General features: G+C 69.7%; 23 protein-coding genes. 11 read left to right on the top strand and 12 right to left on the bottom strand.

The genetic code is table 11. The annotated features are described in order from the left end of the window. Positions 1-81: 81 nt before the first annotated feature. Genes ASF34_RS00380 through ASF34_RS00370 form a run of 3 tightly spaced genes read right to left on the bottom strand, consistent with a single transcriptional unit; the run spans position 82 to position 6,793 of the window. A complete protein-coding gene (locus ASF34_RS00380) occupies positions 82-999 on the bottom strand; it encodes a transglutaminase family protein (RefSeq protein ID WP_056157517.1) in 918 nt (305 codons plus the stop codon). Then, entirely contained in the window at positions 996-3,527 is a 2,532-nt protein-coding gene (locus ASF34_RS00375) for a circularly permuted type 2 ATP-grasp protein (protein ID WP_056157515.1), read from the bottom strand. The genes ASF34_RS00380 and ASF34_RS00375 overlap by 4 nt, the downstream gene beginning before the upstream one ends. Further along, positions 3,524-6,793, bottom strand: a complete 3,270-nt coding sequence (locus tag ASF34_RS00370; RefSeq protein WP_156465558.1) for a transglutaminase family protein — start codon at positions 6,791-6,793, stop codon at positions 3,524-3,526. Before ASF34_RS00370 ends, ASF34_RS00375 begins: the two co-directional genes overlap by 4 nt. Positions 6,794-7,165: 372 nt before the next feature. On the opposite strand from ASF34_RS00370, the gene ASF34_RS00365 reads away from it, so the two are divergent. Continuing rightward, complete coding sequence (locus tag ASF34_RS00365) at positions 7,166-8,314, top strand: zinc-binding metallopeptidase family protein (protein ID WP_056157510.1); 1,149 nt, start codon at positions 7,166-7,168, stop codon at positions 8,312-8,314. Between the two features lie 18 nt (positions 8,315-8,332). Here the strand turns inward: ASF34_RS00365 and yciA are convergent, their stop codons facing one another. The 6 genes from yciA to ASF34_RS00335 form a co-directional block, all read right to left on the bottom strand. Further along, a complete protein-coding gene (gene yciA, locus ASF34_RS00360) occupies positions 8,333-8,746 on the bottom strand; it encodes an acyl-CoA thioester hydrolase YciA (RefSeq protein WP_018043079.1) in 414 nt (137 codons plus the stop codon). 194 nt (positions 8,747-8,940) lie between these two features. Then, a complete protein-coding gene (locus tag ASF34_RS00355; protein ID WP_026175810.1) occupies positions 8,941-9,240 on the bottom strand; it encodes a hypothetical protein in 300 nt (99 codons plus the stop codon). A 179-nt stretch (positions 9,241-9,419) separates the two neighbouring features. After that, positions 9,420-9,605, bottom strand: coding sequence for a YegP family protein (locus tag ASF34_RS00350; protein WP_056157507.1), 186 nt, complete (start codon positions 9,603-9,605; stop codon positions 9,420-9,422). Positions 9,606-9,870: 265 nt separating this feature from the next. Further along, on the bottom strand, positions 9,871-11,364 hold the full coding sequence (locus ASF34_RS00345) for a DEAD/DEAH box helicase (RefSeq protein ID WP_018043082.1): 1,494 nt from the start codon (positions 11,362-11,364) through the stop codon (positions 9,871-9,873). A 291-nt stretch (positions 11,365-11,655) separates the two neighbouring features. After that, positions 11,656-12,009 (bottom strand): hypothetical protein, encoded by a 354-nt coding sequence (locus ASF34_RS00340; RefSeq protein ID WP_056157506.1) that lies wholly within the window; start codon positions 12,007-12,009, stop codon positions 11,656-11,658. Positions 12,010-12,011: 2 nt separating this feature from the next. Further along, on the bottom strand, positions 12,012-12,254 hold the full coding sequence (locus ASF34_RS00335) for a hypothetical protein (protein WP_056157503.1): 243 nt from the start codon (positions 12,252-12,254) through the stop codon (positions 12,012-12,014). Between the two features lie 186 nt (positions 12,255-12,440). On the opposite strand from ASF34_RS00335, the gene sseA reads away from it, so the two are divergent. Further along, entirely contained in the window at positions 12,441-13,289 is an 849-nt protein-coding gene (gene sseA, locus ASF34_RS00330; RefSeq protein WP_056157500.1) for a 3-mercaptopyruvate sulfurtransferase, read from the top strand. 70 nt (positions 13,290-13,359) lie between these two features. Next, on the top strand, positions 13,360-14,193 hold the full coding sequence (locus ASF34_RS00325; RefSeq protein WP_056158825.1) for an urease accessory protein UreD: 834 nt from the start codon (positions 13,360-13,362) through the stop codon (positions 14,191-14,193). 297 nt (positions 14,194-14,490) lie between these two features. Here the strand turns inward: ASF34_RS00325 and aqpZ are convergent, their stop codons facing one another. Then, positions 14,491-15,231: an aquaporin Z gene (gene aqpZ / locus ASF34_RS00320; RefSeq protein WP_018043088.1), complete on the bottom strand. Its 741-nt coding sequence runs from the start codon at positions 15,229-15,231 to the stop codon at positions 14,491-14,493. 274 nt (positions 15,232-15,505) lie between these two features. Here aqpZ and ASF34_RS00315 point away from each other — a divergent pair, with 274 nt between their 5' ends. The 4 genes from ASF34_RS00315 to ASF34_RS00300 all read left to right on the top strand — a co-directional run bounded on the left by ASF34_RS00315 (position 15,506) and on the right by ASF34_RS00300 (position 19,678). Continuing rightward, positions 15,506-15,775, top strand: coding sequence for an acyl carrier protein (locus tag ASF34_RS00315; RefSeq protein ID WP_238254079.1), 270 nt, complete (start codon positions 15,506-15,508; stop codon positions 15,773-15,775). A 54-nt stretch (positions 15,776-15,829) separates the two neighbouring features. Beyond that, entirely contained in the window at positions 15,830-17,332 is a 1,503-nt protein-coding gene (locus tag ASF34_RS00310; RefSeq protein WP_056157497.1) for an AMP-binding protein, read from the top strand. Then, positions 17,325-18,626: a type III PLP-dependent enzyme gene (locus tag ASF34_RS00305; RefSeq protein WP_056157495.1), complete on the top strand. Its 1,302-nt coding sequence runs from the start codon at positions 17,325-17,327 to the stop codon at positions 18,624-18,626. Before ASF34_RS00310 ends, ASF34_RS00305 begins: the two co-directional genes overlap by 8 nt. Positions 18,627-19,081: 455 nt before the next feature. After that, on the top strand, positions 19,082-19,678 hold the full coding sequence (locus ASF34_RS00300; RefSeq protein WP_056157493.1) for a hypothetical protein: 597 nt from the start codon (positions 19,082-19,084) through the stop codon (positions 19,676-19,678). A 116-nt stretch (positions 19,679-19,794) separates the two neighbouring features. Here the strand turns inward: ASF34_RS00300 and mntR are convergent, their stop codons facing one another. Then, positions 19,795-20,247, bottom strand: coding sequence for a manganese-binding transcriptional regulator MntR (gene mntR, locus ASF34_RS00295; RefSeq protein ID WP_026175811.1), 453 nt, complete (start codon positions 20,245-20,247; stop codon positions 19,795-19,797). A 64-nt stretch (positions 20,248-20,311) separates the two neighbouring features. Next, the gene (locus ASF34_RS00290) at positions 20,312-21,247 is read right to left on the bottom strand and encodes a LysR substrate-binding domain-containing protein (RefSeq protein WP_198290813.1); all 936 of its coding nucleotides are present in this window, start codon (positions 21,245-21,247) and stop codon (positions 20,312-20,314) included. A 99-nt stretch (positions 21,248-21,346) separates the two neighbouring features. Here ASF34_RS00290 and ASF34_RS00285 point away from each other — a divergent pair, with 99 nt between their 5' ends. From ASF34_RS00285 to ASF34_RS00270, 4 genes are all read left to right on the top strand, one after another. Continuing rightward, positions 21,347-21,658: an FtsB family cell division protein gene (locus tag ASF34_RS00285; protein ID WP_026175812.1), complete on the top strand. Its 312-nt coding sequence runs from the start codon at positions 21,347-21,349 to the stop codon at positions 21,656-21,658. 134 nt (positions 21,659-21,792) lie between these two features. Continuing rightward, positions 21,793-22,878 (top strand): pyruvate dehydrogenase (acetyl-transferring) E1 component subunit alpha, encoded by a 1,086-nt coding sequence (pdhA, locus tag ASF34_RS00280; RefSeq protein ID WP_018043096.1) that lies wholly within the window; start codon positions 21,793-21,795, stop codon positions 22,876-22,878. A 136-nt stretch (positions 22,879-23,014) separates the two neighbouring features. Beyond that, positions 23,015-24,460: a pyruvate dehydrogenase complex E1 component subunit beta gene (locus ASF34_RS00275; RefSeq protein WP_018043097.1), complete on the top strand. Its 1,446-nt coding sequence runs from the start codon at positions 23,015-23,017 to the stop codon at positions 24,458-24,460. A 142-nt stretch (positions 24,461-24,602) separates the two neighbouring features. Further along, the gene (locus tag ASF34_RS00270; protein ID WP_018043098.1) at positions 24,603-24,893 is read left to right on the top strand and encodes a DUF5076 domain-containing protein; all 291 of its coding nucleotides are present in this window, start codon (positions 24,603-24,605) and stop codon (positions 24,891-24,893) included. The last annotated feature ends 1 nt before the right edge of the window (position 24,894 follow it).

Here is a 24,894-nt window from a genome sequence, read left to right as displayed (position 1 = left end):
TCCTGAGGCGCCGCGAAGCGGCCTCGAAGGAGGCCTCCAGAACTCGGAGCGCGAAGTGGACCTCTCCTTCGAGGCCCGGATTCAGGCCGTTTCGGCCTCCGGCTCGCCCGCCGCCTCCGGCATCGCCTCGCCGTCGGGGATCACGTCCACCTCGACCTTGAGCTTCTGCGGCCCGGAGGAGGAGACGATGCCGTCGATGGGGGAGACGTCGGTGTAGTCGCGGCCCCGCGCCACCACGATGTGGTCGTCGCAGGCGCCGATGTTGTTGGTGGGATCGAGGCCGATCCAGCCATCCCCGCACCAGACCGAGACCCAGGCATGGCTGGCATCGGCGCCCCGCAGGCGCGGCCGGCCGGCGGGCGGGATGGTGCGGATGTAGCCGCTGACATAGGCGGCGGGCAGGCCGAGGCCGCGCAGGCCGGCGATCATGATATGCGCGAAATCCTGGCACACCCCCGCCCTGAGGGCGAAGGCCTCGGCCAGCGGCGTGTGGACGGTGGTCGCCTTGGCGTCGAAGGTGAAGTCGGTGCGGATGCGCCGCATCAGGTCGACGGCGCCGCCATACGCGCTCCGGCCGGGGGTGAAACTGGCCCGGGCATAGTCGGTCACGTCCGGATCGAGGGGAACCCTGACGCTCGGGAACACGAAATGCACGGGCGCGTCGGGCGCCATCGAGCGGCCGGAGATCGCCGTGTCGCGCACCGTCTCCCAGGGCATGCCGGATTCGGGCTCCGGCAGCGGCGGCCGCTTCACCTCCACCCGCGACAGGGCTTCGACCCGCAATTCGCTGTGCGGGGAGTCGATCAGGAAGGTCACCACGTCGAGGCCGAAATAGTCGCGCCGCACGGTGCGGGTGCGCGGCGTCGGCGAGATGGTGAGCTCGCTCGACAGGACGCTCTGCCCCTCCCCGTCGCGCGGCTGCAGCCTGAGGGCGCAGCGGGCGTAGCGGACGGGCTTGCCGTAGCGGTAGGTGGTGAGGTGGCGCAGCGTATAGATCACGCGAGCCCCACCAGCTTTTCCGGCCGCATGGCATGCGGTCCGTTGGGGAAGTAGCGGGTGACGATCGCGTCGGCCAGGCCCTCGAAGGTGTTCTCGAGGCGGGACAGGGCCGCCCCGTCGAGCTCCGACGCCTCGGCCGTGGTGAATTCCGCGGCGAGCTTCTGGGCGAGGCGCCGGTGCGACTCGGGCAGGCCGTCGACGCGCAGTGCCGGCAGGTCGGCGAGATGCCGGCAGATCGCCTCGATCTGGAAGGCGACGGAGCGCGGGTTGAAGGGATCGAGGAGCACCATGTCGCGCACCGGGTCGATGGCCACGCCCTGCATGTAGCGCGCGCCGAAGGAGACGTGCGAATCGCAGAGGGACAGCATGACGCCGAGGTCCTCGGCCGTCGCCTCGTCCCCCGCGAACCGGGCGGCGAAGGAGCAGGTGTTGATCGCCCGCTCGATCCGGCGGCCGAGATCGACGAAGTGCCAGCCCGCCGTGCGGTTCATGTTCTCCTGCGCCAGCCCCGCCAGGGCGGCGATATGGCCGAGCGCCCGCTCCGCCAGCCCGAGGAGCTCGGCCTCGGCCAGTTCCCTGGCCTCGTCGAGGTCGAGGAGGTCTTTGAGGTCGGCCAATGCACGCCAGGCCTCGCTCGACAGCCGCTCGCGCAGGGACGCCGCGTTGTGGCGCGCCGACAGGCTGTGCGATAGGGCGGACCCGTAGGTCGCCCGCCCGCTCAGGGCCTCCTGTGCGAGTTTCGCCGTCGGCAGGTCGGGCGCTTCGATGGCGCCCCATTCGTCCAGCAGGGCGCGGATGCGGAGCGCGGTGGGCGCGCTCTCGGTGCCGGCCATGTCGGCGATCACCGCGTTCCCGACGCTGCCGAGATGGGCGATGACGAGGCGGATCACCGCCTCCGCCCGCTCCACGTAGCGGCCGAACCAGAACAGGTTGTCGGCCGCCCTGGACGGCAGGTGGCCGGCGATGCGGCGCACGCGGGGCGCGCCCGGATGCATCAGCGAGACGGGCTCCACCGGGCCGTCCGAGAGCACCCACACATCCGCCGACTTGATCCCGGCCCGCATCTCGATCGGGTTCACGTCGGGCCGCTCGGAGATGCGGCAGAAGCCGCCGGGCATCACCCGCCAGCCGTCGGGCGTCGCCGCCGCGAAGACGCGCAGCACGAAGGGGCGGGGCACGAGGCGCATCCCGTCGGGGCCGGGCTCCCAGCCCGGCATGGTGGAGAGGGGGGCGTGCTCCTGAGCCACGTAGTCGAACGGACGGTCGCGCAGGGCGGCCACCACGCGCTCGCGCTCGGCGACGATGGCGTGCGGCCCGAGGATGGCGTCGCGCCCCATGCCCTTGGTCGGGGTCGCCACCGGCCGCAGGTCCAGCCGTTCGAGGTTGTCGCGCACATGGGCGAGGGATTCGGGATCGCCGCACCACCAGCTCTTCGGCCCCTGGAGGCTGAGGTCGGTGCCGAGGAAGTAGCGTGCGATGCGCGGCAGGTAGGCCCCGAGCGCCCCCGATTCGAGGATGCCGGAACCCGGCATGTTGCCGACGACCAAGCTTCCGTCGCGCAGGGCCTCCAGCACGCCGGACACGCCGAGGCGCGAGGCCGGGTTGAGTTCGAGCGGGTCGAGATAGTCGGAGTCGATGCGCCGCCACAGGGCGTCGATGCGCTTGAGGCCGGAGACGGTGCGCACATGCAGCACCCCGTCCTGCATCACGAGGTCGTCGCCCTCCACCAGCAGCAGGCCGAGATAGCGCGCCAACGCCGCCTGCTCCACATAGGTCGAGCTCAAGGGGCCGGACGTCAGCAGGCCGATGCGCGGGTCGCTGCGCTGCGCGCCCATGACCAGGCCGTCGCGAAACGCCTGGAAGAACGGGGCGAGGCGCTCGACATGAAGGTCGGCATAGAGGTCCGGGAAGGCGCGGGTCAGCACCATCCGGTTCTCCAGCGCGTAGCCGGGGCCGGAGGGAGCCTGGGTCCGGTCGGCGAGCACCCGCCAGCGCCCGTCCGGCCCCCGGCCGATATCGGCGGCATAGAGCTTGAGCCAGCGCCCGCCCGGCGGCGTCACCCCCGAGAGCGGGCGCAGGAATTCCGGCGCACCGGCCACGAGGGCGGCCGGCAGCACCCCTTCCGACACCATCCGGCCGGGGCCGTAGATGTCGGAGACGATGGATTCCATCAGCCCGGCCCGCTGGACGATGCCGGCGCTGAGGGCGCGCCATTCGGCGCCCTCGATCACCAGGGGCAGGGAACTGAGCGGCCAGGCATGCTCGCGCTGGTCGCCGTAGATCCGATACGAGATGCCGGTATCGCGGATGTGCCGCTCGGCCGAGGCGAAGCGGGCGGTGATCTCGGCGCCGCTCAGGGCGCCGAGGCGGTCGAGCAGGCGCGGCCAGGCCCCTTTGCAAGGCCCTTCGCGAGGGCCGTCGGGCCCCGCGAACTCGTCCGGGATTCCTGGCCGGGGTCGGTAGTCCGAGGTCCAGCGCGCGACATGCGACGCCGATCCTCCGGCTTGCGCCTCGGCCATTTGGGTCATCGGGGTGCTGGCGTTCTGAGATCGAGGGTGAGCGGGAACTCGCGGCTGATCTCCTCGGCCGGCATCTCGACCTTGCCGGGGGTGTGGCCGTGGGCCTGGAAGCGCGCGAGACGGCGCCCCTCGGCCTCGTAGGTGTTCACCGGGAAGGTCTCGTAGTTGCGCCCGCCGGGATGGCTGACATGGTAGCGGCAGCCGCCGATCGAGCGTCCGCTCCACGCATCGAGGATGTCGATGGTGAGGGGCGAATGCGCGGGGATCGTCGGATGCATCGAGGAGGCCGGCTGCCACGCCTTGAAGCGCAGGCCCGCCACCGCTTCGCCCACCGTGCCGGTGCTCGTCATCGGGAGGCGCCGGCCGTTGCAGCTGATGATGTGGCGGCCGGGGACGAAGCCCTGGACCTTGACCTGCAGACGCTCCACCGAGCTGTCCACGTACCGCACCGTTCCACCGATCGTCCCCTCTTCGCCCAGCACGTGCCAGGGCTCCAATGCCTGCCGCAGTTCCAGCTTGACGCCGCCCTGCTCCACCGTCCCGAAGACGGGGAAGCGGAACTCGTACTGCGCCTGGAACGCCGCCGGATCGAAGTCGTAACCGGCTTGGCGGAGGTCTTCCAGCACGCCGAGGAAGTCCGTCCAGAGGAAGTGGGGCAGCATGAAGCGATCGTGCAGGCCCGTGCCCCAACGGACACAGCCGCCTTCCTGCGGTTCGCGCCAGGCCCAGGCGACGATGGCCCGTAGCAGGAGTTGCTGGGCCAGACTCATGCGCGGGTCCGGCGGCATCTCGAAGGAGCGGAACTCCAAGAGGCCGAGGCGGCCGGTGGGGCCGTCCGGCGAGTAGAGCTTGTCGATGCAGATCTCGGAGCGGTGGGTGTTGCCGGTGACGTCCACGAGGATGTTGCGGAAGATCCGGTCCACCAGCCAGCGCGGGATGTTGGGCTCGTCGGGTTTGGGCACCTGCGCCATGGCGATCTCGAGCTCGTAGAGCCCGTCGTGCCGGGCCTCGTCCATGCGCGGCGCCTGACTCGTCGGGCCGATATAGAGGCCGGCGAACAGGTAGGAGAGCGAGGGGTGGCGCTGCCAGTAGAGCACGAGGCTCTTGAGCAGGTCGGGCCGGCGCAGGAACGGCGAATCGTTGGGCGTCGCGCCGCCCAGCACCACGTGGTTGCCGCCGCCGGTGCCGGTATGGCGGCCGTCGGTCATGAACTTCTGCGCGCCCAGGCGGATCTGGCGGGCATCCTCGTAGAGCTCGCTCGTGATGGTCACGGCCTCGCGCCAGGAGGTGGCGGGATGCACGTTGACCTCGATGACGCCGGGATCGGGCGTGACCTTGATGACGTTCAGGCGCGGATCGAACGGCGGCTCGTAGCCCTCGATATGCAGGGGCTGCTTCAGCTCGGCGGCGACGGCCTCGAGATGGCCGATGAGTTCGAGATACTCGTCCACCCGCTGCAGTGGCGGCATGAACACCCGCAGCACCCCGTCCCGCGGCTCGACGGCGAGGGCCGTGCGCACGGCGACGCCGGTGACGCCCGATCCGTTCTCGGTCTTCGTGCCGGGATGACCCTCGGGGAGGGCGCCCCGCTCCTCAAGCGGATCCTGGGGCTGGTAGTAGGGGTAGTGCTCCGGCGGCACGAAGGGCAGCGAGCTCAGGGGCAGGCGATACCCCACCGGTGAATCGCCCGGCGTCAGGAAGGCGTGGGTGCGGCGGAACTGCCAGGGTTCCGAGATCCAGCGGCGGTCGTCGGGATCGTCCTTGCCGAGCGGCAGGCTCGCCAGGGGGAGGGCATAGCCGGCGGCCTCGCCGAGGCCGCGGTCGAACACCCGCGCGATGCGGGCATTGGTCTCCGGGTTCGGGAACTTGGCGTCCGAGGTGGTGACGTTGATCGGCAGCTCCTCCCGCTTCTCCTCCCAGTAGATCGGGTCCTCGAAGGCGGGGAACACGTAGGTTTCGAGGCCGAGGCGCTTGGCGACACCGTCGATCAGCGCCTTCGCCTTGCTGGAGGTGGCGTCACGCGGGCCATCCTCCTTGGCGACGAGGTCCGGATTGCTCCAGATCGGCTTGCCGTCCCGGCGCCAGTACAGGGCGAAGGCCCAGCGCGGCAGGCTCTCGCCCGGATACCACTTGCCCTGGCCGTAATGCAGCATGCCGCCCGGCCCGAAGCGGGTGCGCAGGCGCCGGATCAGCTTGTCGGCGAGGCCGCGCTTGGTCGGCCCCACGGCGGCGGCGTTCCACTCGGCCGATTCGAAATCGTCGATGGAGACGAAGGTCGGCTCGCCGCCCATGGTCAGGCGCACGTCCTGCTCGGCGAGATCGACGTCGATCCGTTCGCCCAGGGCATCCATCTTGGCCCAGACCTCCTCGGAGAAGGGCTTGGTGATGCGCGGCGCCTCGGCCACGCGGGTCACCGTCATCTCGAAGCCGAACTCCACTTCGGCGGGCTCGGCGAGGCCCGAGATCGGCGCGGCGGACTGGTAGTGCGGGGTGGCGGCGAGCGGGATGTGACCCTCGCCGCAGAGGAGGCCGGAGGTGGCGTCGAGGCCGATCCAGCCGGCGCCCGGCAGGTAGACCTCGGCCCAGGCATGCAGGTCGGTGAAGTCGGTGGAGGTGCCGGCCGGGCCGTCCACCGCCGTCGTGTCGGGAATGAGCTGGATCAGGTAGCCGGAGACGAACCGTGCTGCGAGACCGATGCGGCGCAGCACCTGGACGAGGAGCCAGGCGGAGTCGCGGCAGGAGCCGCTCTTCAGGGTTAGCGTCTCGGCCGGCGTCTGGACGCCCGGCTCCATACGCACGCCGTAGGTCACCTCGGAGGCGATCATGGCGTTGAGGGCCACGAGGAAGAGCACGGTGTTGGGCTGTTCCGGCAGCCGCTCGAGCAGCGCGTCGATCTCCGGTCCCGTGGCGTCGTCGGTGACGAGATAGGGCTTCAGCTCCGCCGTGAGGTCGCTCTCGTAGGCGAAGGGGCGGGTCTGGGCGTAGTCCTCCACGAAGAAGTCGAACGGATTGATCACCGCCATCTCGGCGATCAGATCGACCTCGATCTTCAGCTCGGTGGTCCGCTCGGGGAAGACCAGACGGGCGAGCCAGTTCCCGTTCGGGTCCTGCTGCCAGTTGATGAAGTGGTTCTCCGGCAGGATCTTCAGGGAATAGGCCGGCACGGACGAGCGCGTATGCGGCGCGGGGCGCAGGCGGATCACCTGTGGTCCGAGCTGGATCGGCCGATCGTACTTGTAGTGGGTGACGTGGTGGAGGGCGGCTTTGATGGACACGGGGACTCCCGCTGGTTCAGACGTGGTGCCGGGCGCGCGATGAACGCGCGCCGGCGGCGGGAAGCCGGAGCGCATCGCCGAAGCGCATCCCGGCTGTCATCGGCGTTTCGAGGCCGAATGACCATAGGCCGGGAACAGCGCCGACGGCAGTCGAATTCGGTGCTAGTCTACAGCGACGTTGCCCGACCGGGTGGTGGAAGGCGAAGACGTTCATCGCGTGAGGATCTTGGCCCTGGCAGTTCAGACATACGGCGTGGCGATGCGGCCCGTCGCCGGGCACGAAGCAAATTCCGTGCATCGTGGCGCGGGACGCCGCCGCGACACGCTCCCGCTCGCCCTCCGCGGCGTCCGTCCGGCGGGCGCGGCCGCCCGATGAAGGTCTTTCAGTGCCAGGCCTGCGACCAGCCGGTGAGCTTCGAGAGCACGGAATGCGACAGCTGCCAGCGGCGGCTCGGCTATGTCTGCCAGTCGCATGAGATGTCGGCCCTCGAACCCTCGGGTTCGGTCTGGCATGCCTATGCCGACCCGGCCCAAAAATACCGCTTCTGCGCGAATGCCGATTACCACGCGTGCAACTGGCTGGTGCCGGAGGACAGCCAGGACCGCTACTGTACCTCCTGCCGGCACAACCGCGTTGTCCCGGACCTGACCCTCGACTGGAACCTCACCCGCTGGCGCCAGATCGAGGCGGCCAAGCACCGGTTGTTCTACTCGCTCCTGCGCCTGGACCTGCCCCTGATGACGCGGGAGGAGAACCCGGCCACGGGCCTCGCCTTCGATTTCCTGGTGGATCCGGCCGAGAGCTACAGCGTCGGCCCGCCCGTCCTCACCGGGCATCGCAGCGGCCTGATCACCCTCAACATCGCCGAGGCCGACGACGTCGAGCGCGAACGCCGGCGGATGCTGTTCGGCGAGTATTACCGCACGCTGCTCGGGCATTTCCGCCACGAGATAGGGCATTATTTCTGGAACGTCCTGGTCCGCTACGACCCGAGCATCTGGGCGTTCCGCGACCTGTTCGGCGACGAGCGCGCCAGCTACGGCATGGCGCTGCAGCGCTACTACGCCCAGGGCGCGCCGCCGGACTGGCAGGAATCCTACGTCAGCGCCTACGCCACCAGCCACCCGTGGGAGGATTTCGCCGAGACCTGGGCGCATTACCTCCACATCGTCGACACGGTGGAGACGGCGAGCGCCTTCGAGCTCCACCTGCGGCCGCGCCTGCGCAGCAGCGCGCCGGAGGCCGTGGTGATCGATTTCGATCCATACCAGTCCCCCGACCTCGACCGGCTGGTCTCGGTCTGGCTGCCGCTGACCTACGCGGTGAATTCCCTCAGCCGGAGCATGGGGCAGCCGGCGCTCTATCCCTTCAAGCTGACCCCGGCCGTCATCGCCAAGCTCGCCTTCGTCCACGACCGGGTCGACGCCGTCCGTTCGGCCACGGGGCATCAGGTCGATTCCGACGTCCTGAAGGCCGTCATCACCGGCCTGCGCCAGCGCGTGGCCCCTCCGAACGTTTGATGCCCGCCTCTCAGGGCCTCACGGCTCCGGCGAAGAACTCTCCGGCTCCGGCTTGGGAAGCCGGCGCGGGCGGCCGTCGTCGTCGATGGCCACGAAGGTGAAGGTGGCCTCGGTCACCTTCTCGCGCAGCTTGGTGCGGAAGCGCCGGGCCCAGGCCTCGACCTGGATCTTCATGGAGGTGCGGCCGACGCTCTCGACCCGGGTGTAGACGCAGAGCACGTCGCCCACCCGCACCGGGCGGATGAAGGTCATCGCATCGACCGCCACCGTGACCACGCGGCCCTGCGCCTGGTCGACGCCCGCGATGCCCCCGGCCTGGTCCATCTGCGACATCACCCAGCCGCCGAAGATGTCGCCGTTGGCGTTGGTGTCGGCCGGCATCGCGATGGTGCGCACCGTGAGGTCCCCACGCGGGTCGCTGGTCTCGCCCATTGCGGTCTCCCCCCTGATCGCCGCCGGCCTTGGTTCGTCCGAGGCGCGGCCTTGGTTCGTCCGAGGCGCGGCCTTGGTTCGTCCGAGGCGCGGCTTGGCCTCCTGCATCGGCCGAGAGGTGGCGTCAGGTCAAGAAAAAGCCCGGCCGTCCCGAAGGGGACGACCGGGCCTCGAAACCGGCCGGCGTGGCCGACTCAGTAGTAGAAGCGACGCGGGCCGTAGAACCGGCGCGGGGCGTAGTACGGGCGACGGTAGAACGGACGCGGCGCGAAGTACGGACGACGGTAATACGGGCGGGCGTAATAGGGGCGACGGTAGAACGGGCGACGGTAATACGGCCGGCGGTAGTAATACTGCGCCTTCTCGACGACGGCCGGTGCGGCCTCGCTCTGAAGGGCGGAAACCGGGCCGATGGGCGCGGCCGAAGCGCCCTGGGGGGCCAGGGCGGCGAAGCCCAGGGCCAGCAATGCGGCCAGAAGGAGTTTCCTCAACACGTTCATGACTCCTCGGATGATCGAACGACGGTGATGATACGACGGCATGCGCGGGAATGCATGCTTGGCCGTCAGCCGAACGCACGGAATCGGCAAACCGTTTCATGCCCCCTGCCGGCACGCTTAACGGTTAGCCTTGTGGCGAACGGCCTTCGCCCGAGCGGGACCGCGTGGATGGGTCAGGCGATCTTCAGCGTCATGTCGACCACGCTGGCCTCGGCCGAGCCCTTCACCAGGGTGATGCCGCGCTCGCAATCTTCCCGGCGGGCATAACCCTCGGCCGAATCGGCGATGACGTTGCCGTTCGTGACCCGGAGGCGCCAGCGCCACTCGCCACCCGAATCCCGGTAGAGTTCGAAACGCATGTCCACGCCTCCCTCGCGGCGATGACCGCCATAGGGTCAGATGGCGCGGAATCGCCCGTCGGCAATCCCGTCCCGGCAGCGAGCCCGGACACGACAACGCCGCCCCGGATGATCCGGGGCGGCGTCTAAGCAGGTTTCGCGGAAGTGGCCGCCGGTTCTGCGACCAAAACCTGCGCCACACCAGAAAACCAAGCAGGTTCGCGTTGGCTTACCAACGCGAACCTGCTTGGCCGGGCGAACCCGACCGTCGAAGCGTTAAGTGAGATCAGGAACGCGGGAAGCGATCGAGCCAGCCGATGGCACGGCCTTCGCCGCCGGCATTGCTGCCGGCGCCGCCGCTGCGCGGGCGCTCGCCCTGGCGCGGAGCGCGGTTGTCGCCGCGCTGGTCGGGACGGGGGCCGCGGCCCTGTCCGTCCGACGGGCGATCGCCGCGGCCCTCCTGGGGACGGCCGGACCTGGCCTGCCCGGCGGGCTGACCACCGCGACCGCCGCCCGGACGGGCACCGGCGCCGGGACGACCGCCGCCGGGACGCTGGCCCTGGCGCTGGCCGGGACGCTGGCCCTGGGGCGCCGGACGGCGCTCCTCGGCCTGGGCGGCCTCGGCGGCCTCCTGGCGGGTCGGCGGGTTGAAGCCTTCGGGGAAGGCGCCGACGGGAATCTTCTGGCGCGTGGTGCGCTCGATATCCCGCAGGTAGGCCTTCTCCTCGTCGTTGCAGAACGAGATGGCGAGCCCGTTCGCCCCGGCGCGCGCGGTGCGGCCGATGCGGTGGACGTAGCTCTCGGGCACGTTGGGCAGGTCGTAGTTGATGACGTGGCTCACCGCCTCGACATCGATGCCGCGGGCGGCGATGTCGGTGGCGACCAGCACCCGGCAGGACCCGTCCTTGAACGCGGCGAGAGCCCGCTCACGCTGCGGCTGGGACTTGTTGCCGTGGATGGCGGAGGCGTTGATCCCGACCTTCTCCAGGCCGCGCACGACGCGGTCGGCGCCGTGCTTGGTCCGCGTGAAGACGAGCACGCGCTCGATCTTCGGGTCGCGCAGGATGTGGTTGAGCAGGGCCTGCTTCGCCCCGGTATGGGCGAAGATGACTTCCTGGGTGACGCGCTCGGCGGTGGTCGCCACGGGGGTGACGGCGACCTGCACCGGGTCGCGGAGATACTGGTCGGCGAGGCCGGCGATGTTCTTCGGCATGGTGGCCGAGAAGAACAGGCTCTGGCGCTCCTTCGGCAGCATCTTCACGATGCGCTTGAGGGCGTGGATGAAGCCGAGGTCGAGCATCTGGTCGGCCTCGTCGAGGACGAGGATCTCGACGGCTTCGAGGGTCAGCGAGCGGCGCTCGATGAGGTCCATGAGGCGGCCCGGCGTGGCGACGAGGATGTCGACGCCGTTGGCGAGCGCCTTCTCCTGGCGGGAGATGGTGACGCCGCCGAACACCACGGTGTTGGTGAACGACAGGTATTTCCCGTAGTCGGAAAAGCTCTCGGCGATCTGGTTGGCGAGCTCGCGGGTGGGCGAGAGCACCAGCACGCGGCAGCCGCGACGGATGGCCTTGCGCGGGTTCTGGGCGAGGCGGTGGAGGATCGGCAGCGCGAAGGCCGCGGTCTTGCCGGTGCCGGTCTGGGCGATGCCGCAGAGGTCGCGGCCTTCCATGGCGGGGCGGAGGGCCTGGGCCTGGATCGGGGTCGGGGTCTTGTAGCCGGCCTCATCCAGGGCGCGCAGAACGGGCTCTGCGAGGCCGAAATCGGTGAATTGGGTCAAGGGTAGACTTTCAGGCAGCGGGACCGGCCGGACACCACCGAAACGATGGCCGTCTTGTCGAAGGGGCTGGTCCGTTGAGCTGGAGGCCGCCCGCGTGATGGGGCGATCCGGGTGCATGCACGTTGAAGAGAGGGGCTCAGGTCGCTTGGGCCGCGCTGACGCGCAATCGGCGATCCGTCACGCAGCCCTCTCAAGCGAACCTGTCACGGCCGCTGACGCTGCAACTGCGATATGCGCTTTCGCGCCTGCGAAGTCAACGTGGTGCCCGAGCCATTCGCCGGGCGCGGGGGTTTACCAGCCGTATCGCGCCATCTGATCGAGCTTGGCCCGGACCGCATTCTCGTCGCGGCCGAGGGCGGCGAGGCTCTGGGACAGGCCGTAGCAGGTGCCGCAGAAGGGGAGCTGGACGAGGGGCATCGATTCGGCGCGGAACCGGGATACGGAGCCGATCAGGCAGGCGATGACCACCTCGTCCGGGGGCGTGCCGACGCAATCGCCGCGCGGGCTGCCGAACAGGGCGCGGTTCGGATAGGCCAGGGCCAGGGTGGTGCCGCCCCGCCGGTCGGGAGCCGGAGGCACGGTGTAGCTGCGCACGAACAGGCCGGCGAACAGCAGCATCGCGCCGAGGGCCGCGAGGAGGCGCATGGTCAGGCGGTCTCGTCGAAGCGGGTCCGGTGGAACACCTCCGTCCCGGCCCCGTCGATGACGCGCACCGCCTCGGCCGGTCCGCCGGAGCGCTGCGGCGCCCGTGCCCGCGCGAACAGCAGGAGCGCGCGCTCCGTGGCGCTCTCCGCCCCGCTCGTGCGGATCGACAGGCGCTGGCGCACGCGGTCCTCGCCCTCGTCCTCGGAGCCGAGGATCTCGATGTGGAACGTCTCGCGCGGAGTCACGATCGGGCGGCCTCCGGATGACGTCTGTGGCGATGGCTGGTCATTGCGGGGAGCTTTCGCCTCAACGTGGCGCCTGTGCAAGATGGGGCGTGCGCAAGGTGCCGCCCCGGCGAGCCGGCGACTGGGCAAGCCGGGGGCGGATGTGGTTGAGTGGCGTCGACCTCCTTATGATCGGACAGAGCAGACATGGCGCCTTCGCATTTCGTCACGACCGGCTGGCTCAAGGAGCGTCTCGGCGCACCGGGCATCATCGTGCTCGATGCGTCGTGGTACCTGCCCGCCCAGGGACGCGATGCCGCAGCCGAATACGAGGCCGCCCATATCCCCGGCGCGATCCGCTTCGACATCGACGCCATGAGCGACGAGACCTCGCCCCTGCCGCACATGCTGCCCCGGCCGGAGGTCTTCGCCTCGCGCATGCGCGAGCTCGGGATCGGCGACGGCATGCACATCGTCGTCTATGACGGGATGGGCCTGTTCTCGGCGCCCCGCGTCTGGTGGATGCTGCGCACCTTCGGCGTGCGCGACGTGCAGATCCTGGAGGGCGGCTTTCCGGCCTGGCTCGCCGCCGGCGGTCCCACCGAGGATGGCGACGGTCCCCGCCGCGACCGGCGCCATTTCTCCGCGCGCCTCGACCACGGGGCCGTGGCCGATGCCGCCGACGTCGCCCGCGCCCTCGAGACCGGCTCGGCCCAGGTGGTCGATGCCCGCTCCGCCCCGCGTTTTCGCGGCGAGGAGGCCGAGCCGCGCCCCGGCGTGCGCCCCGGCCACATGCCGGGCGCGCGCAACGTCCATTATTCCGCGCTCCAGGCCGACGGCCGGCTGAAGGACGCGGAGGCCCTGCGCAAGGTCTTCGCCGATGCCGGCGTCGATCCGGCCCGACCCGTGATCACCACCTGCGGCTCGGGCGTGACGGCGGCCATCGTCGCCCTGGCCCTCGAGACCCTCGGTCATCCCCCCCGCGCGCTCTATGACGGCTCCTGGTCCGAATGGGGCGTCGACCCCGCGCGGCCCGTCGCCACGGGACCGGCCTGAGGCGGCGAACGACCGAGCCCGCACGCGCGTGGCCCAAGACGAATCGAGCATCGACGGATCGCGTATCGCCGTGCCGTCCCCCGACGCGGCGCCGGCGCGGCAACGTTCCGACGGGCGCGTCCGCGTGCGCGTCGTCCGCCACGGAATCGGCACGCATGTGGCCGACCTCTCCGAGGCCGGGCCCCTGCGCCTGCGGCTTCCGCGCCACGCCGCGGGGGCCTGCGAGGCGGTCCTCCTGAACACGGCGGGCGGCATCGCCTGCGGCGACGGGTTCCAGGTCGAGGCGGAGATCGGCCCGGGCGCCCATCTCGTCCTCACCACCACCGCCGCCGAGAAGATCTACAAATCCGACGGACCGTCGAGTCACGTGGGCACGCGGGCGGTGCTCGCCGAGGGGGCACGCCTCGACTGGCTGCCGCAGGAGACCATCCTGTTCGACCGGGCGCGGCTGGAGCGGCGGTTCGAGGCCGATCTCGCCGCGGATGCGCGCCTGCTCGTTTTCGAGGCCGTCGTCTTCGGGCGCACCGCCCGCCACGAGCGCCTGGACTCTGGCCTGTTCCGGGATGCGTGGCGTATCCGCCGGGGCGGGCGTCTGGCCTATGCCGAATCCCTCGCCTTCGACGGTCCGATCACGGCCCTGCTGGAGCGGACCGCCCTCGGCGGCGGCGCCCGGGCCATGGCGACCCTCCTCGACGTCTCGCCCGATGCCGAGGCGCGGCTGGAGGCGTTCCGCACCCACGTGGACGCGCTCGCGTCACCGGGGGTCGACGTCGCCGCCAGTGCCTGGAACGGGCACCTCGTTGCCCGATTCCTGAGCGCCGCCCCCGACGCCCTGCGGGCGACGGCCGCGCGCCTCCTCGTGGCTTACCGGGGCATGCCGATGCCGCGGGTCTGGCAGAGTTAGAGGGGAGGGAGCTTCCCGTTCGCGCCGTGGATTCTGGAGGCCTCCTTCGAGGCCGCTTCGCGGCGCCTCAGGATGAGGTGGATGGGTGGGAAGAGGAGAATGTCGGCCTCGGTCATCCTATTCTCATCCCACCAGAATCCTCATCCTGAGGCGCCGGAGCGAAGCGGAGGCCTCGAAGGAGGGCTCCAACTGGCACTCCGGGTTCTGGAGGCCGCTTCGCGGCGCCCCGGGATGAGGTCGTCGGGTGGGAGAGGGCGGACCTCGGCCCCGAGGCCCAACCGCTCGGCCGGTCGACCCTCACGCCGCCGACCGTTTCTCCACGATGGTGGTCTCGATGAGCGTGTCCGGCTCGTAGAGCCAGCGCGCCATGGCGCCCGCCGTGACGGCACCGAGGATCGGCGCCAGCCAGAACAGCCAGAGCTGCCCCATGGCCTCCGCGCCCGCGAACAGGGCCGGGCCGCTGCTGCGCGCCGGGTTGACGGAGGTGTTGGTGATCGGAATCGAGATCAGGTGGATCAGGACCAGGGCGAAGCCGATGGGAATGCCGGCGAACCCGGTGGCCGCGCCCTTCGACGTCGTTCCGATGATGATGAACAGGAAGAAGAAGGTGGCGAGGGCCTCCACCAGGAAGCAGGAAAGCAATCCGTACTTGCCCGGGCTGAGGTCGCCGTAGCCGTTCGAGGCGAAACCGCCCGGCACCCATCCGGCCTTGCCGGAGGCGATGAGGTAGAGCACGCCCGCGCCGAACACCGCTCCGACGACCTGCGCCACGATGTAGGGGACCACGTGATGGTCGGCGCAGCGTCCGGCCGACCACAGGCCGAGGGTGACGGCCGGGTTGAAATGGCCGCCTGAGATATGCCCCACCGCATAGGCCATGGTCAGCACCGTGAGCCCGAAGGCGAGGGCCACGCCGAGAAAGCCGATGCCGAGGGCGGGGTAGGATGCGGAGACGATGGCCGCGCCGCAGCCTCCGAAGGTGAGCCAGAACGTCCCGAAAAACTCGGCCGTCGATCGCCGGATCGTGTCATGTGTCATGGCAGCCCCGCTCGAATGCAGGAGAAATTCTCATGTATTCACACCACGAGAATCGGCTTTATCCTTGGTCTTGACGCACGGAACCTAGATTTCGCCACGCCCCCTGGCAATCGCTCATTGGGCGTATCCGATCGGACCGGCCGATGGGCGACGCCGTTATTGTGCAGGTTGCTTACCGCCCGAAGGCCGCGCCGGGGAGGGGCTCATGGACTTGCCCGGCCGACATCGCTATGGGCGGCGACGGCCGACGGGACGGCCGATGGGGGACCGGAACGTGGTCGAGACACATGCCGCCGCGCGCGAGGCGATCCTCGCCTTCATCGCCGGTCGCAATCCCGGCCTCGCGCCGGGTGCGGTGACCGGATCGACCTCCCTCGTCACCAGCGATGCCCTCGATTCCATCGGCGTGCTCGACCTGATGATGGAGCTCGGCGACCGGTTCGGCTTCGAGATCGAGGAGGACGCCTTCGCCCTCGCGCATTTCGAGAGCGTCGACGCCCTGGCCGCCTTCGTCGAGGCCAAGCGGGTCGGGGCGCAGCCCTGAGCGGGTCCGAGGACGCAAGACCGGTGACCCCTTTTGCCGAACCCGCTTAGCACCATGCCGGCGCCCGCCCTGCTTCACGATCTCCTCGACGGTCCGGCCTGCGCGTCCGAGCGGATCGCCCTGGTCTCCGGCGACCAACGGCTGAGCTATGGCGGGTTGCGGGCCGAGGTCGAGCGGCTGGCCCGGAGGCTGCGCGAGGACGGCGCCGGACCCGGCGACCGGATCGCCATCCTGCTTCCGAAATCCATCGCCGAATGCGTGGCGATCTTCGCCGTCGGCCGGGTCGGGGCGGTCGTCGTGCCGATCCATCCGAGCCTGCGCCCGCGTCAGGTCCGGCATATCCTCGCCGATTGCGGGGCACGGTTCCTCGTCACCGACGCCACCCTGCTCCCCGCCCTCGACCCTCCCCCCGCAGAGGGGGGAGGGCTCGCCCACCCGCTGATCGTCAGGCTCGCCCCCGACACCGTCACCGCTCCGCCGCCCGGCCTCGCGGCGATCCTCTACACGTCCGGCTCCACCGGGCTGCCGAAGGGCGTGATGCTGAGCCACGCCAATCTCCTGGCCGGCACGCGGATCGTGCGCAGCTATCTCGCCATCGCGCCCGAGGACCGCATCCTGTCGGTCCTGCCGTTCTCGTTCGATTACGGCCTGAACCAGCTCCTCACGAGCGTCGAGCAGGGCGCCTGTCTCGTCCTCCTCGAGTTCCGCTTCGGCGACGAGGTGGTGCAGGCCATCGAACATCACCGGATCACGATCCTGGCCGGCGTCCCGACCCTGTGGACCCTGCTGACCCGCGCGGCGCCGAGGCTCGGCAAGGCGGATCTGGCGAGCCTGCGCATCCTCACCAATTCGGGCGGCGCGGTGCCGCAGGAGACCGTGGCGCGCCTGCGCCGGGCGCTCCCGCACACCGACATCGTGCTGATGTACGGCCTCACCGAGGCCTTCCGCTCCACCTACCTGCCTCCGGGCGAGATCGACGCGCGGCCGGGCTCCATGGGCCGCGCCATCCCCGAGACCGAGATCTTCGCCGTGGACGCCGACGGGCGGCGGACCCGGCCCGGCGAGCCCGGCATCCTCCACCATCGCGGCCCCACCGTGTCCCTCGGCTACTGGAACCGGCCGGAGGATACGGCACGCGTCCTGGTGCCTGACCCGCGTTCCCCGCAGGACGGCACCCTCGTCTGCCGCTCCGGCGACCTCGTGGTGGAGGACGAGGACGGCTATTTCCGCTTCCTCGGCCGCGAGGACGCGATGATCAAGAGCGCCGGCTTCCGCGTGAGCCCCACCGAGGTGGAGGAGGCGCTGATGGAGACCGGCGCGTTCCGGGCGGTGGCGGTGATCGGTCTGGCCGATCCCGGCCTCGGGCAGCGCATCCACGCCGTCGCCGTGCCGGCCGGGAGCGGCCCCGCTCCGGACGAGGTGCTGCAGGCCGTGCGGCGGACGCTGCCTCCGCACATGGTTCCGCGCGCCGTCGAGACCGTCCCGGCCCTGCCCACGACGCCCAACGGCAAGGTCGATTACAAGCGCCTGGTGGCGGAACGGACGAGCTATGTCTGACCCGATCGGCGACAGCCTCGCGGACCGCCTCGTCGCCGCGAATTTTTCGCGATGCGACGGCGTGCTCCATGTGGGCGGCCTCGATCTTCGCGGCCTCGCCGAGACCCACGGCACGCCGTTCTTCGTCTACGACGCCGACCTCTTGCGCCGCGCCTATCGCGACCTCGCGGGGGCGGTCGCCGGCTTCGCGGTGGTGGATTACTCGGTGAAGGCCAACCCGGCCCCCGCAATCATCCGCGTCTTCCGCGACGAGGGGGCGGGGGCCGAGATCGCATCGGCTGCGGAATTCGCCGCGTCCTGGGCGGCCGGTGTCGATCCGCGCCACATCCTGTTCGCCGGTCCGGGCAAGAGCGACGCCGACATCGAGGCCACCGTCGCCGGCGGGATCGGCGAGATCCATCTGGAGAACGGCGAGGAGATGAGGCGCGTGGCCGAGGCCGCGGAGCGCCACGGCACCGTCCAGCGGGTGGCGATCCGGATCAATCCGGGGCCCGACGCACAGGGAGGCGCCATGCGGATGGGCGGCAAGCCCTCGCCCTTCGGCTTCGACGAGGAGGAACTCGAGGCCGTCGTCGATGCGGTGGAGGCCGAGCCGCGCCTGCATCTCTCCGGCATCCACCTCTTTGCCGGGACGCAGGGGCTCGTCGCCGCGACCCTTCTGTCGCAATGGGCCTACGGTCTCTCCCTAGCGGAGCGGGTGGCCGACCGGATCGCCCGCCCGCTGGAGACGATCGACCTCGGCGGCGGCCTCGGCATCCCCTATTTCTCCACCGACACCGCCCTCGACCTCGACGCCATCCGCGACGGAATGCCGGCGCTCATCGCCCGTGTGAAGTCCGACCCCCGCCTCAGGGCGGCGCGGATCGTGCTCGAACCCGGACGCTTCCTCGCCGGGCCGGCGGGTGCCTACGTGGCGCGGGTGAGGGCGGTGAAACTCTCGCGGGGCAGCCGCTTCGTCATCACCGATGGCGGCATGCACCACCATCTCGCGGCGTCCGGCAATCTCGGACAGGTGGTCAAACGCGATTACCCCGTGACGAGCGTGGTGGACCGGGGCGGCCCGCGTTCGCCCTGCGCCGTGGTCGGCCCGCTCTGCACGCCCCTCGACATGTTGGCCCGCACGACGCCGCTGCCGGACCTCGCGGCGGGCGACCTCGTGGCCGTCCTGCAATCGGGCGCCTACGGGCTGACGGCGAGCCCCACCGGCTTTCTCAGCCATCCGCCACCGGCGGAGCTCCTGGTGGACGAGGGCAGGGCGCGCGAATGCGGCGCGGCGCGGCGGCCGGCGGACTGACGACGCGGCAAGCCTTCATGGGACAGCCGGCTCCTGACGAGCCACGGCATCGCCCCAAATCCATTTTGAATTGTATCTCCAGTGGCTGACCTCATCCTGAGGTGGTCGGGTGGGAGAAGGCGAACTTCGGCCTCGTCAAGCCATTCTCATCCCGGCAGAATCCTCATCCTGAGGCGCCGCAGCGAAGCGGAGGCCTCGAAGGAGGGGTCCAGTTCGCGCGCCGGGTTCTGGAGACCTCCTTCGAGGCCCGCTGACGCGGGCGCCTCAGGATGAGGTGGTCGGATTGGATGATCCACGTAGGCATCGGCATCCGTTGAGGAATCGATTCGAACATGACCGAAGCAGGCTGGCATCGGCATGCCGATCCGCCGAGAGCCGCCGAGTTTCGCAACGGAACGGAAACCCTCGCCCCATTAGAATCCGCAGCGTTCGGACGCGGTGCGGGAGGTGACCGATTGAGACGGGGTCTCGCCGTCAGGCATAAATCGACCAAGCTCGAGTTTCTCAAGCACATCGTCGCCAGCACGCAGTCGGGCCCGGAGGTCTTCTCGACCGTCATGACGAGCGACGACTATGCGCGCGACCACGTCCAGATGATCTGCGAATCGCTTCAGCTCGGCCTGACCCGCCTGTATCGGGACCGGGACGGATACGGCTACGAGGTGCGCATCACCCGCGCCGGCAAGCTCCTGGCGTTCGGCGAGATCGAGGCGGCGGCGGCCGTGCTCGATTCCGGCAGGGGGATCACGCGTCTCGCCGGTGACCCGCCGGAGGGCGCCCTCGCCACGCTCCTGGCGCCCGGCAGCAAAGGCATCTCCCTATACGGGATCGCCGCCCGGCAACACGCCCCCGAGATGATCCGCGGCGTCGCCACCGGCCACCTCTCCGTGGCGGATGGCGTCATCCAGGCATCCCCGCTCCTTAAGAGGTCGACCGGATTGGGCGGATGGGGGGACATCGGCGGGCTCGCCCGTCCCTCGCGCGAACGCGAGACGACCTTGTCGCTGCCGTCGAGCCGTTCGACGCGGCATGTCTCGGCGCGAAAACCCTGAGCGGGTTTCGCAGAAGCGGTCCCCGGTTCTACGATAGAAACCTGCGACACATCGAGGCGCCAAGCGGCCCGACGCGGTGGAGTGCCACCGCGAACCTGCTCAGGGCCTCGTTCCGCTCAGCCCTTGCGTTCCGTGAAGTCGCGAAATGCCTCGAGGGTCTCGGCGCTGACGTGATGCTCGATCCCCTCCGCATCGCGCCGCGCGGTCTCGGCGCTGACGCCGAGGGCGCAGAGGAAGTGCTCGACGATGCGATGGCGCTCGCGGCTCTGGACCGCGAGCATGCGCCCGCTCTCGGTGAGGAACACGCCGCGATAGGGGCGCTGCTGCACGAGGCCGTCCTCGGCGAGGCGCTTGAGCATCTTGGCGACGGTGGGCTGGGCGACGCCCAGGCGCGCGGCGATATCCACCTGCCGCGCCTCGCCGCCATCGCCGATCAGATCGGCGATCAGCTCCACATAATCTTCCACGAGTTCGAGGCGGCGCGCCTCGCGGGCCTGCCGGAAGCTCTCCACATGGACGTCCGGATCGACCAGAGGGGCGTCGGGCATGGATCGCGACGAATCCTGCATGATGCCGGGCACCCCTTGCTTCATCGGTGTCACGGACACGGACCATTCCGTTCCCGAGCCGTGTTTAGCCAAGGCCGGCCCCCGAGGGGAGCCCTAAACCGGTCCGTGATGCGCCCACGCGCAGGTGAGCGACGAATTCCCGGGCGAAAACCGGCAGCGCTTCGAGGGATCGCAGGCAGATGGTGAGGTCGCGCGCCGCCCAAGGGTCGAGGAGCGGCACGATATCGAGGCCCATGGAGCGCGCGGCGCGCCGGGCGGTGGTTTCGGGGACGATCCCAAGCCCGACGCCGCATTCCACCAGCCGGCACACCGCATCGAAGCCGCGCAGCTGGACCCGCAGCCGCATGAGCGGCCGCCCGGTGCGCATGGCCTTGTCGGCGAGGAAGCGGGTGATGGCGCTCGCCCGATCGAGGCCGACGAGGTCGTAATCCAGCACATCGGCGAACAGCACGCCGTCCCGCTCCCCCAGCGGATGGCCGGAGGGCATCACCGCCACGAACCTGTCCTGGCGGAACGGGTGGGTCTCCAGGGTGCCGGTATCCACCGTGCCGGAGACGATGCCGAGATCGGCGGCTCCCTCCGCCACGAGACCGACGATCTCGTCCGAGGTCCGCTCGACGATATCGACGCTCACGCCGGTATGGAGGGCGAGATAGGCGCTCAGGGCCTCCGGCAGGAATTCGGTGAGCGCGTGGGTGTTCGACAGCACCTTGATCTGGCCGATCGCGCCGCCCGCATAGGCGGCGAGATCCCCCTGCATCCGGTCGACGCCCTCCAGCAGGGAGCGGGCATGGGCGAGGAGCGCCCGCCCGGCCGGCGTCAGGACGACGCCCTGGCGGCTCCGGCCGAGGAGGGCCGCCCCGAGGGACACCTCCATCGCCCGGATCCGGCTCGACGCGGCCGCGAGCGCGAGGTTGGCGCGCGCCGCCCCGTGCGTGATCGACCCCGCCTCGGCCACATGGCGGAACAGGCCGAGATCGACGAGGTCGAACCGCATCATCGGGCGGGCATGGGGCAGGCGGGCATGGGGCAGGCGGGCATGGGGAAAGAGACCGGCATCGGCAACACATCCTTAACCCTGTGGCGCGATGGTTCGGACATGGTTGTCCGTCGCCGCGTCCGTTCCGTCCTCATGCCGCTCGGCCTCTACGCCGTGTCCGCGCTCGTGGTCGGCTATTTCGTGCATCAGGCCGAGAGCGGCAACCGCGGCCTGGAGGCCAAGCGCGCTCTGAAAATTCAGGCCTACGGTCTGAAGCAGGAACTGAACGCCGCCAAGGCCGACCGGGCGATCTGGGAGCACCGGGTGGCGCTCCTGCGCAGCGAGCAGATCGACCGGGATCTCCTGGAGGAACGCGCCCGCATCGTCCTCGGCCGCGTCCACGCGAACGATGTCGTCATCATCAATCCCTGATCGTACCCCGATCGCGTTTTTCCCGTCGCATTCTGCCTGACAACTCGGCCGATCTGTCGACGGGACGGCCTCGCTTTCCGCAAAACCCTGTCCTAGAAACGGTTCCAGAAAAGCCGTTCACGGGAGGAAAGCCGATGGATGCCGCCAACGAAGCGGGTCAGGCGAAAGCCGATTCGGCCCAGGGTTCGGCTCAGTTGGGGACGGGGGGCGGAGACGCCCCGACGCATGCTCCCGCACCGAACACGCCCCAGTTCACCCGGGAGGAAGACCTCCACGCCTATCACGAGATGCTGCTGATCCGGCGTTTCGAGGAGAAGGCCGGCCAGCTCTACGGGATGGGCCTCATCGGCGGGTTCTGCCACCTCTATATCGGCCAGGAAGCGGTCGTCATCGGCATGCAGATGGCCTCGGTCGAGGGCGACCAGACCATCACCGGATACCGCGACCACGGCCACATGCTCGCCTGCGGCATGGACCCGAAGGGCGTGATGGCCGAGCTGACCGGCCGGCGCGGCGGGTATTCCCGCGGCAAGGGCGGCTCGATGCACATGTTCTCCAAGGAGAAGCAGTTCTTCGGCGGCCACGGCATCGTCGGCGCACAGGTCTCGCTTGGAACCGGCCTCGGTTTCGCAGACGCCTACAAGAAGAACGGCAAGGTCAGCCTGACCTATATGGGTGACGGCGCGGCCAATCAGGGCCAGGTCTACGAGAGCTTCAACATGGCTCAGCTGTGGAAGCTGCCTGTGGTCTACGTGATCGAGAACAACCGCTATGCCATGGGCACGTCGGTGGCACGCGCCTCGGCGCAGACCGACTTCTCCAAGCGGGGCATCTCGTTCGGCATCCCCGGCGAGCAGGTGGACGGCATGGACGTCCGCACCGTCCGCGAGGCGGCGAGCCGCGCGGTGGAGCATGCCCGCTCCGGCCAGGGCCCCTACATCCTCGAGATGCAGACCTACCGCTATCGCGGCCACTCGATGTCCGATCCGGCGAAATACCGGACCAAGGACGAAGTCTCCAAGATGCGCGACGAGCACGACCCGATCGAGATGGTGCGCAAGCGCCTGATCGAGATGCACGGGGTGCCGGAAGCCGACCTCAAGGCCACGGACGCCAAGGTCCGCGAGACCGTCAACGACGCGGCCGAGTTCGCCACGCACGATCCCGAGCCGGATCCGTCCGAGCTCTGGACCGACATCCTGCTGGAAGCCCGCGCTTAAGGCCGACCTCGCGACGCTCCCCCCACCCGGGACATCTCCCGTGCCATGACGGCACGGGGAGAGCCGCAGCGAGGGACCGAGAAGCCGCCGCTTCCTCTCCAGAAGGCCGCCCGCCAACCTACGGATCAAAAACCTCATGGCGACCGACATCCTCATGCCCGCGCTGTCTCCGACGATGGAGGAAGGCAAGCTCGCCAAGTGGCTCAAGAAGGAGGGCGACGCGGTCAAATCCGGCGATGTCCTCGCCGAGATCGAGACCGACAAGGCGACGATGGAAGTCGAGGCCATCGACGAGGGCATCCTCGCCAAGATCCTCATCGAGGAAGGCACCGAGGGCGTGAAGGTGAACACGCCGATCGCCATCATCGCCGGTGAGGGCGAGGACGTGGCCGCGGCGGCGGCGGGCGGAGGCTCGAAGCCCGAGGCTTCGGCCCCGGCGCAATCGGCCCCCACGCCGACGATGCAGGCAGAGGGCCAGGCCTCGGCACCGGCCGCCACGGCGAAATCCGGCGACGACAAGGCGAACGCTCCCGCCGCCCCGGCCGTCATCACCAACAAGGCGCCCGCGCCGGTGATGGAAGAGTTCCCCGCCGGCACCGAGATGGTCACCATGACCGTGCGCGAGTCGCTCCGCGACGCCATGGCCGAGGAGATGCGCCGCGAGGATTCCGTCTTCGTGATGGGCGAGGAAGTCGCCGAGTACCAGGGCGCCTACAAGGTGACCCAGGGCCTGCTGCAGGAATTCGGCGCCCGCCGCGTGGTCGACACGCCGATCACCGAGCATGGCTTCGCCGGCATCGCGGCCGGTGCCGCCTTCACCGGCCTGCGCCCCATCGTCGAGTTCATGACCTTCAACTTCGCCATGCAGGCGATAGACCACATCATCAATTCGGCGGCCAAGACCCTCTACATGTCCGGCGGTCAGCTCGGCTGTCCCATCGTGTTCCGCGGTCCCAACGGCGCCGCCGCTCGCGTCGGTGCCCAGCACAGCCACGATTACTCGGCCTGGTACTCCAACGTGCCCGGCCTCAAGGTCATCGCCCCCTATACCGCCTCGGACGCCAAGGGCCTGCTCAAGGCCGCGATCCGCGACCCGAACCCGGTGATCTTCCTCGAGAACGAAATCCTCTACGGCCAGAGCTTCCCGGTGCCGAAGCTCGACGATTTCGTGCTCCCCATCGGCAAGGCGCGCATCCACCGCACTGGCAAGGACGTGACCATCGTCTCCTTCTCCATCGGCATGACCTACGCGCTGAAGGCGGCGCAGGCTTTGGCCGAAGAGGGGATCGACGCGGAGGTCATTGACCTGCGCACGCTCCGCCCGATGGATACCGACACGATCGTGGAATCGGTGAAGAAGACCGGCCGCTGCGTCACCGTCGAGGAGGGCTTCCCGCAATCGGGCATCGGCGCGGAGATCATCGCCCGCCTCATGGCTGACGCCTTCGATTTCCTCGACGCCCCCGTCCTGCGGGTCACCGGCAAGGACGTGCCGATGCCCTACGCCGCCAACCTCGAAAAGCTTGCCTTGCCCAACGTCGCCGAGGTGATCCAGGCGGTGAAGGCGGTTTGCTATCGGTGAGCCTACCACGCCAACTTCCCTCCCCCTTGTGGGGAGGGATCGAGGGTGGGGGTGCTTCCGCCAGCCTCCGCACGTCGAGGATCGCCCAACCACCCCCACCTCCAACTCCTCCCCACAAGGGGGAGGAGAGTAGAGCAGCACCATGACCGACAAGTTCCAGGAACTCTCCGCTCCCCCCGACGCCCTGAACAATGGCGGCATCGAGGTCGTGCGTGCCAGCGTGGTGGACGGCGCGGTGAGCGTGGCCCTGCGCCGCTCCTTCGACGATCCCTATACCTGGGGCCGCCTTCTCATCGACCTCGCCCGTCAGGCCGCCCGGGTCTACGCGCTGGAGACAGAGATGTCGGAGGAAGAGGCGTTCGAGCGCATCCGCGCCGGTCTCGATTCCGAGAGCTTCGACCCCGACCTGCCGCCCGGCGGCACACTCAACTGAC

The organism is Methylobacterium sp. Leaf106 (assembly GCF_001422895.1).
Taxonomy (GTDB): Bacteria; Pseudomonadota; Alphaproteobacteria; order Rhizobiales; family Beijerinckiaceae; genus Methylobacterium; species Methylobacterium bullatum.
This window is presented reverse-complemented; position numbering and strand designations above follow the sequence as displayed.

Excerpts from the sequence above, each read along its gene's own strand:
- sseA (WP_056157500.1), top strand. The coding sequence starts at position 12,441 with ATGGCGCCTTCGCATTTCGTCACGACCGGCTGGCTCAAGGAGCGTCTC.
- ASF34_RS00365 (WP_056157510.1), top strand. The coding sequence starts at position 7,166 with ATGAAGGTCTTTCAGTGCCAGGCCTGCGACCAGCCGGTGAGCTTCGAG.
- ASF34_RS00310 (WP_056157497.1), top strand. The coding sequence starts at position 15,830 with ATGCCGGCGCCCGCCCTGCTTCACGATCTCCTCGACGGTCCGGCCTGC.
- ASF34_RS00270 (WP_018043098.1), top strand. The coding sequence starts at position 24,603 with ATGACCGACAAGTTCCAGGAACTCTCCGCTCCCCCCGACGCCCTGAAC.
- pdhA (WP_018043096.1), top strand. The coding sequence starts at position 21,793 with ATGGATGCCGCCAACGAAGCGGGTCAGGCGAAAGCCGATTCGGCCCAG.
- ASF34_RS00305 (WP_056157495.1), top strand. The coding sequence starts at position 17,325 with ATGTCTGACCCGATCGGCGACAGCCTCGCGGACCGCCTCGTCGCCGCG.
- ASF34_RS00340 (WP_056157506.1), bottom strand. The coding sequence starts at position 12,009 with ATGCGCCTCCTCGCGGCCCTCGGCGCGATGCTGCTGTTCGCCGGCCTG.
- ASF34_RS00350 (WP_056157507.1), bottom strand. The coding sequence starts at position 9,605 with ATGCGTTTCGAACTCTACCGGGATTCGGGTGGCGAGTGGCGCTGGCGC.
- ASF34_RS00275 (WP_018043097.1), top strand. The coding sequence starts at position 23,015 with ATGGCGACCGACATCCTCATGCCCGCGCTGTCTCCGACGATGGAGGAA.
- ASF34_RS00290 (WP_198290813.1), bottom strand. The coding sequence starts at position 21,247 with ATGATGCGGTTCGACCTCGTCGATCTCGGCCTGTTCCGCCATGTGGCC.
- yciA (WP_018043079.1), bottom strand. The coding sequence starts at position 8,746 with ATGGGCGAGACCAGCGACCCGCGTGGGGACCTCACGGTGCGCACCATC.
- aqpZ (WP_018043088.1), bottom strand. The coding sequence starts at position 15,231 with ATGACACATGACACGATCCGGCGATCGACGGCCGAGTTTTTCGGGACG.
- ASF34_RS00285 (WP_026175812.1), top strand. The coding sequence starts at position 21,347 with ATGGTTGTCCGTCGCCGCGTCCGTTCCGTCCTCATGCCGCTCGGCCTC.
- mntR (WP_026175811.1), bottom strand. The coding sequence starts at position 20,247 with ATGCAGGATTCGTCGCGATCCATGCCCGACGCCCCTCTGGTCGATCCG.
- ASF34_RS00375 (WP_056157515.1), bottom strand. The coding sequence starts at position 3,527 with ATGACCCAAATGGCCGAGGCGCAAGCCGGAGGATCGGCGTCGCATGTC.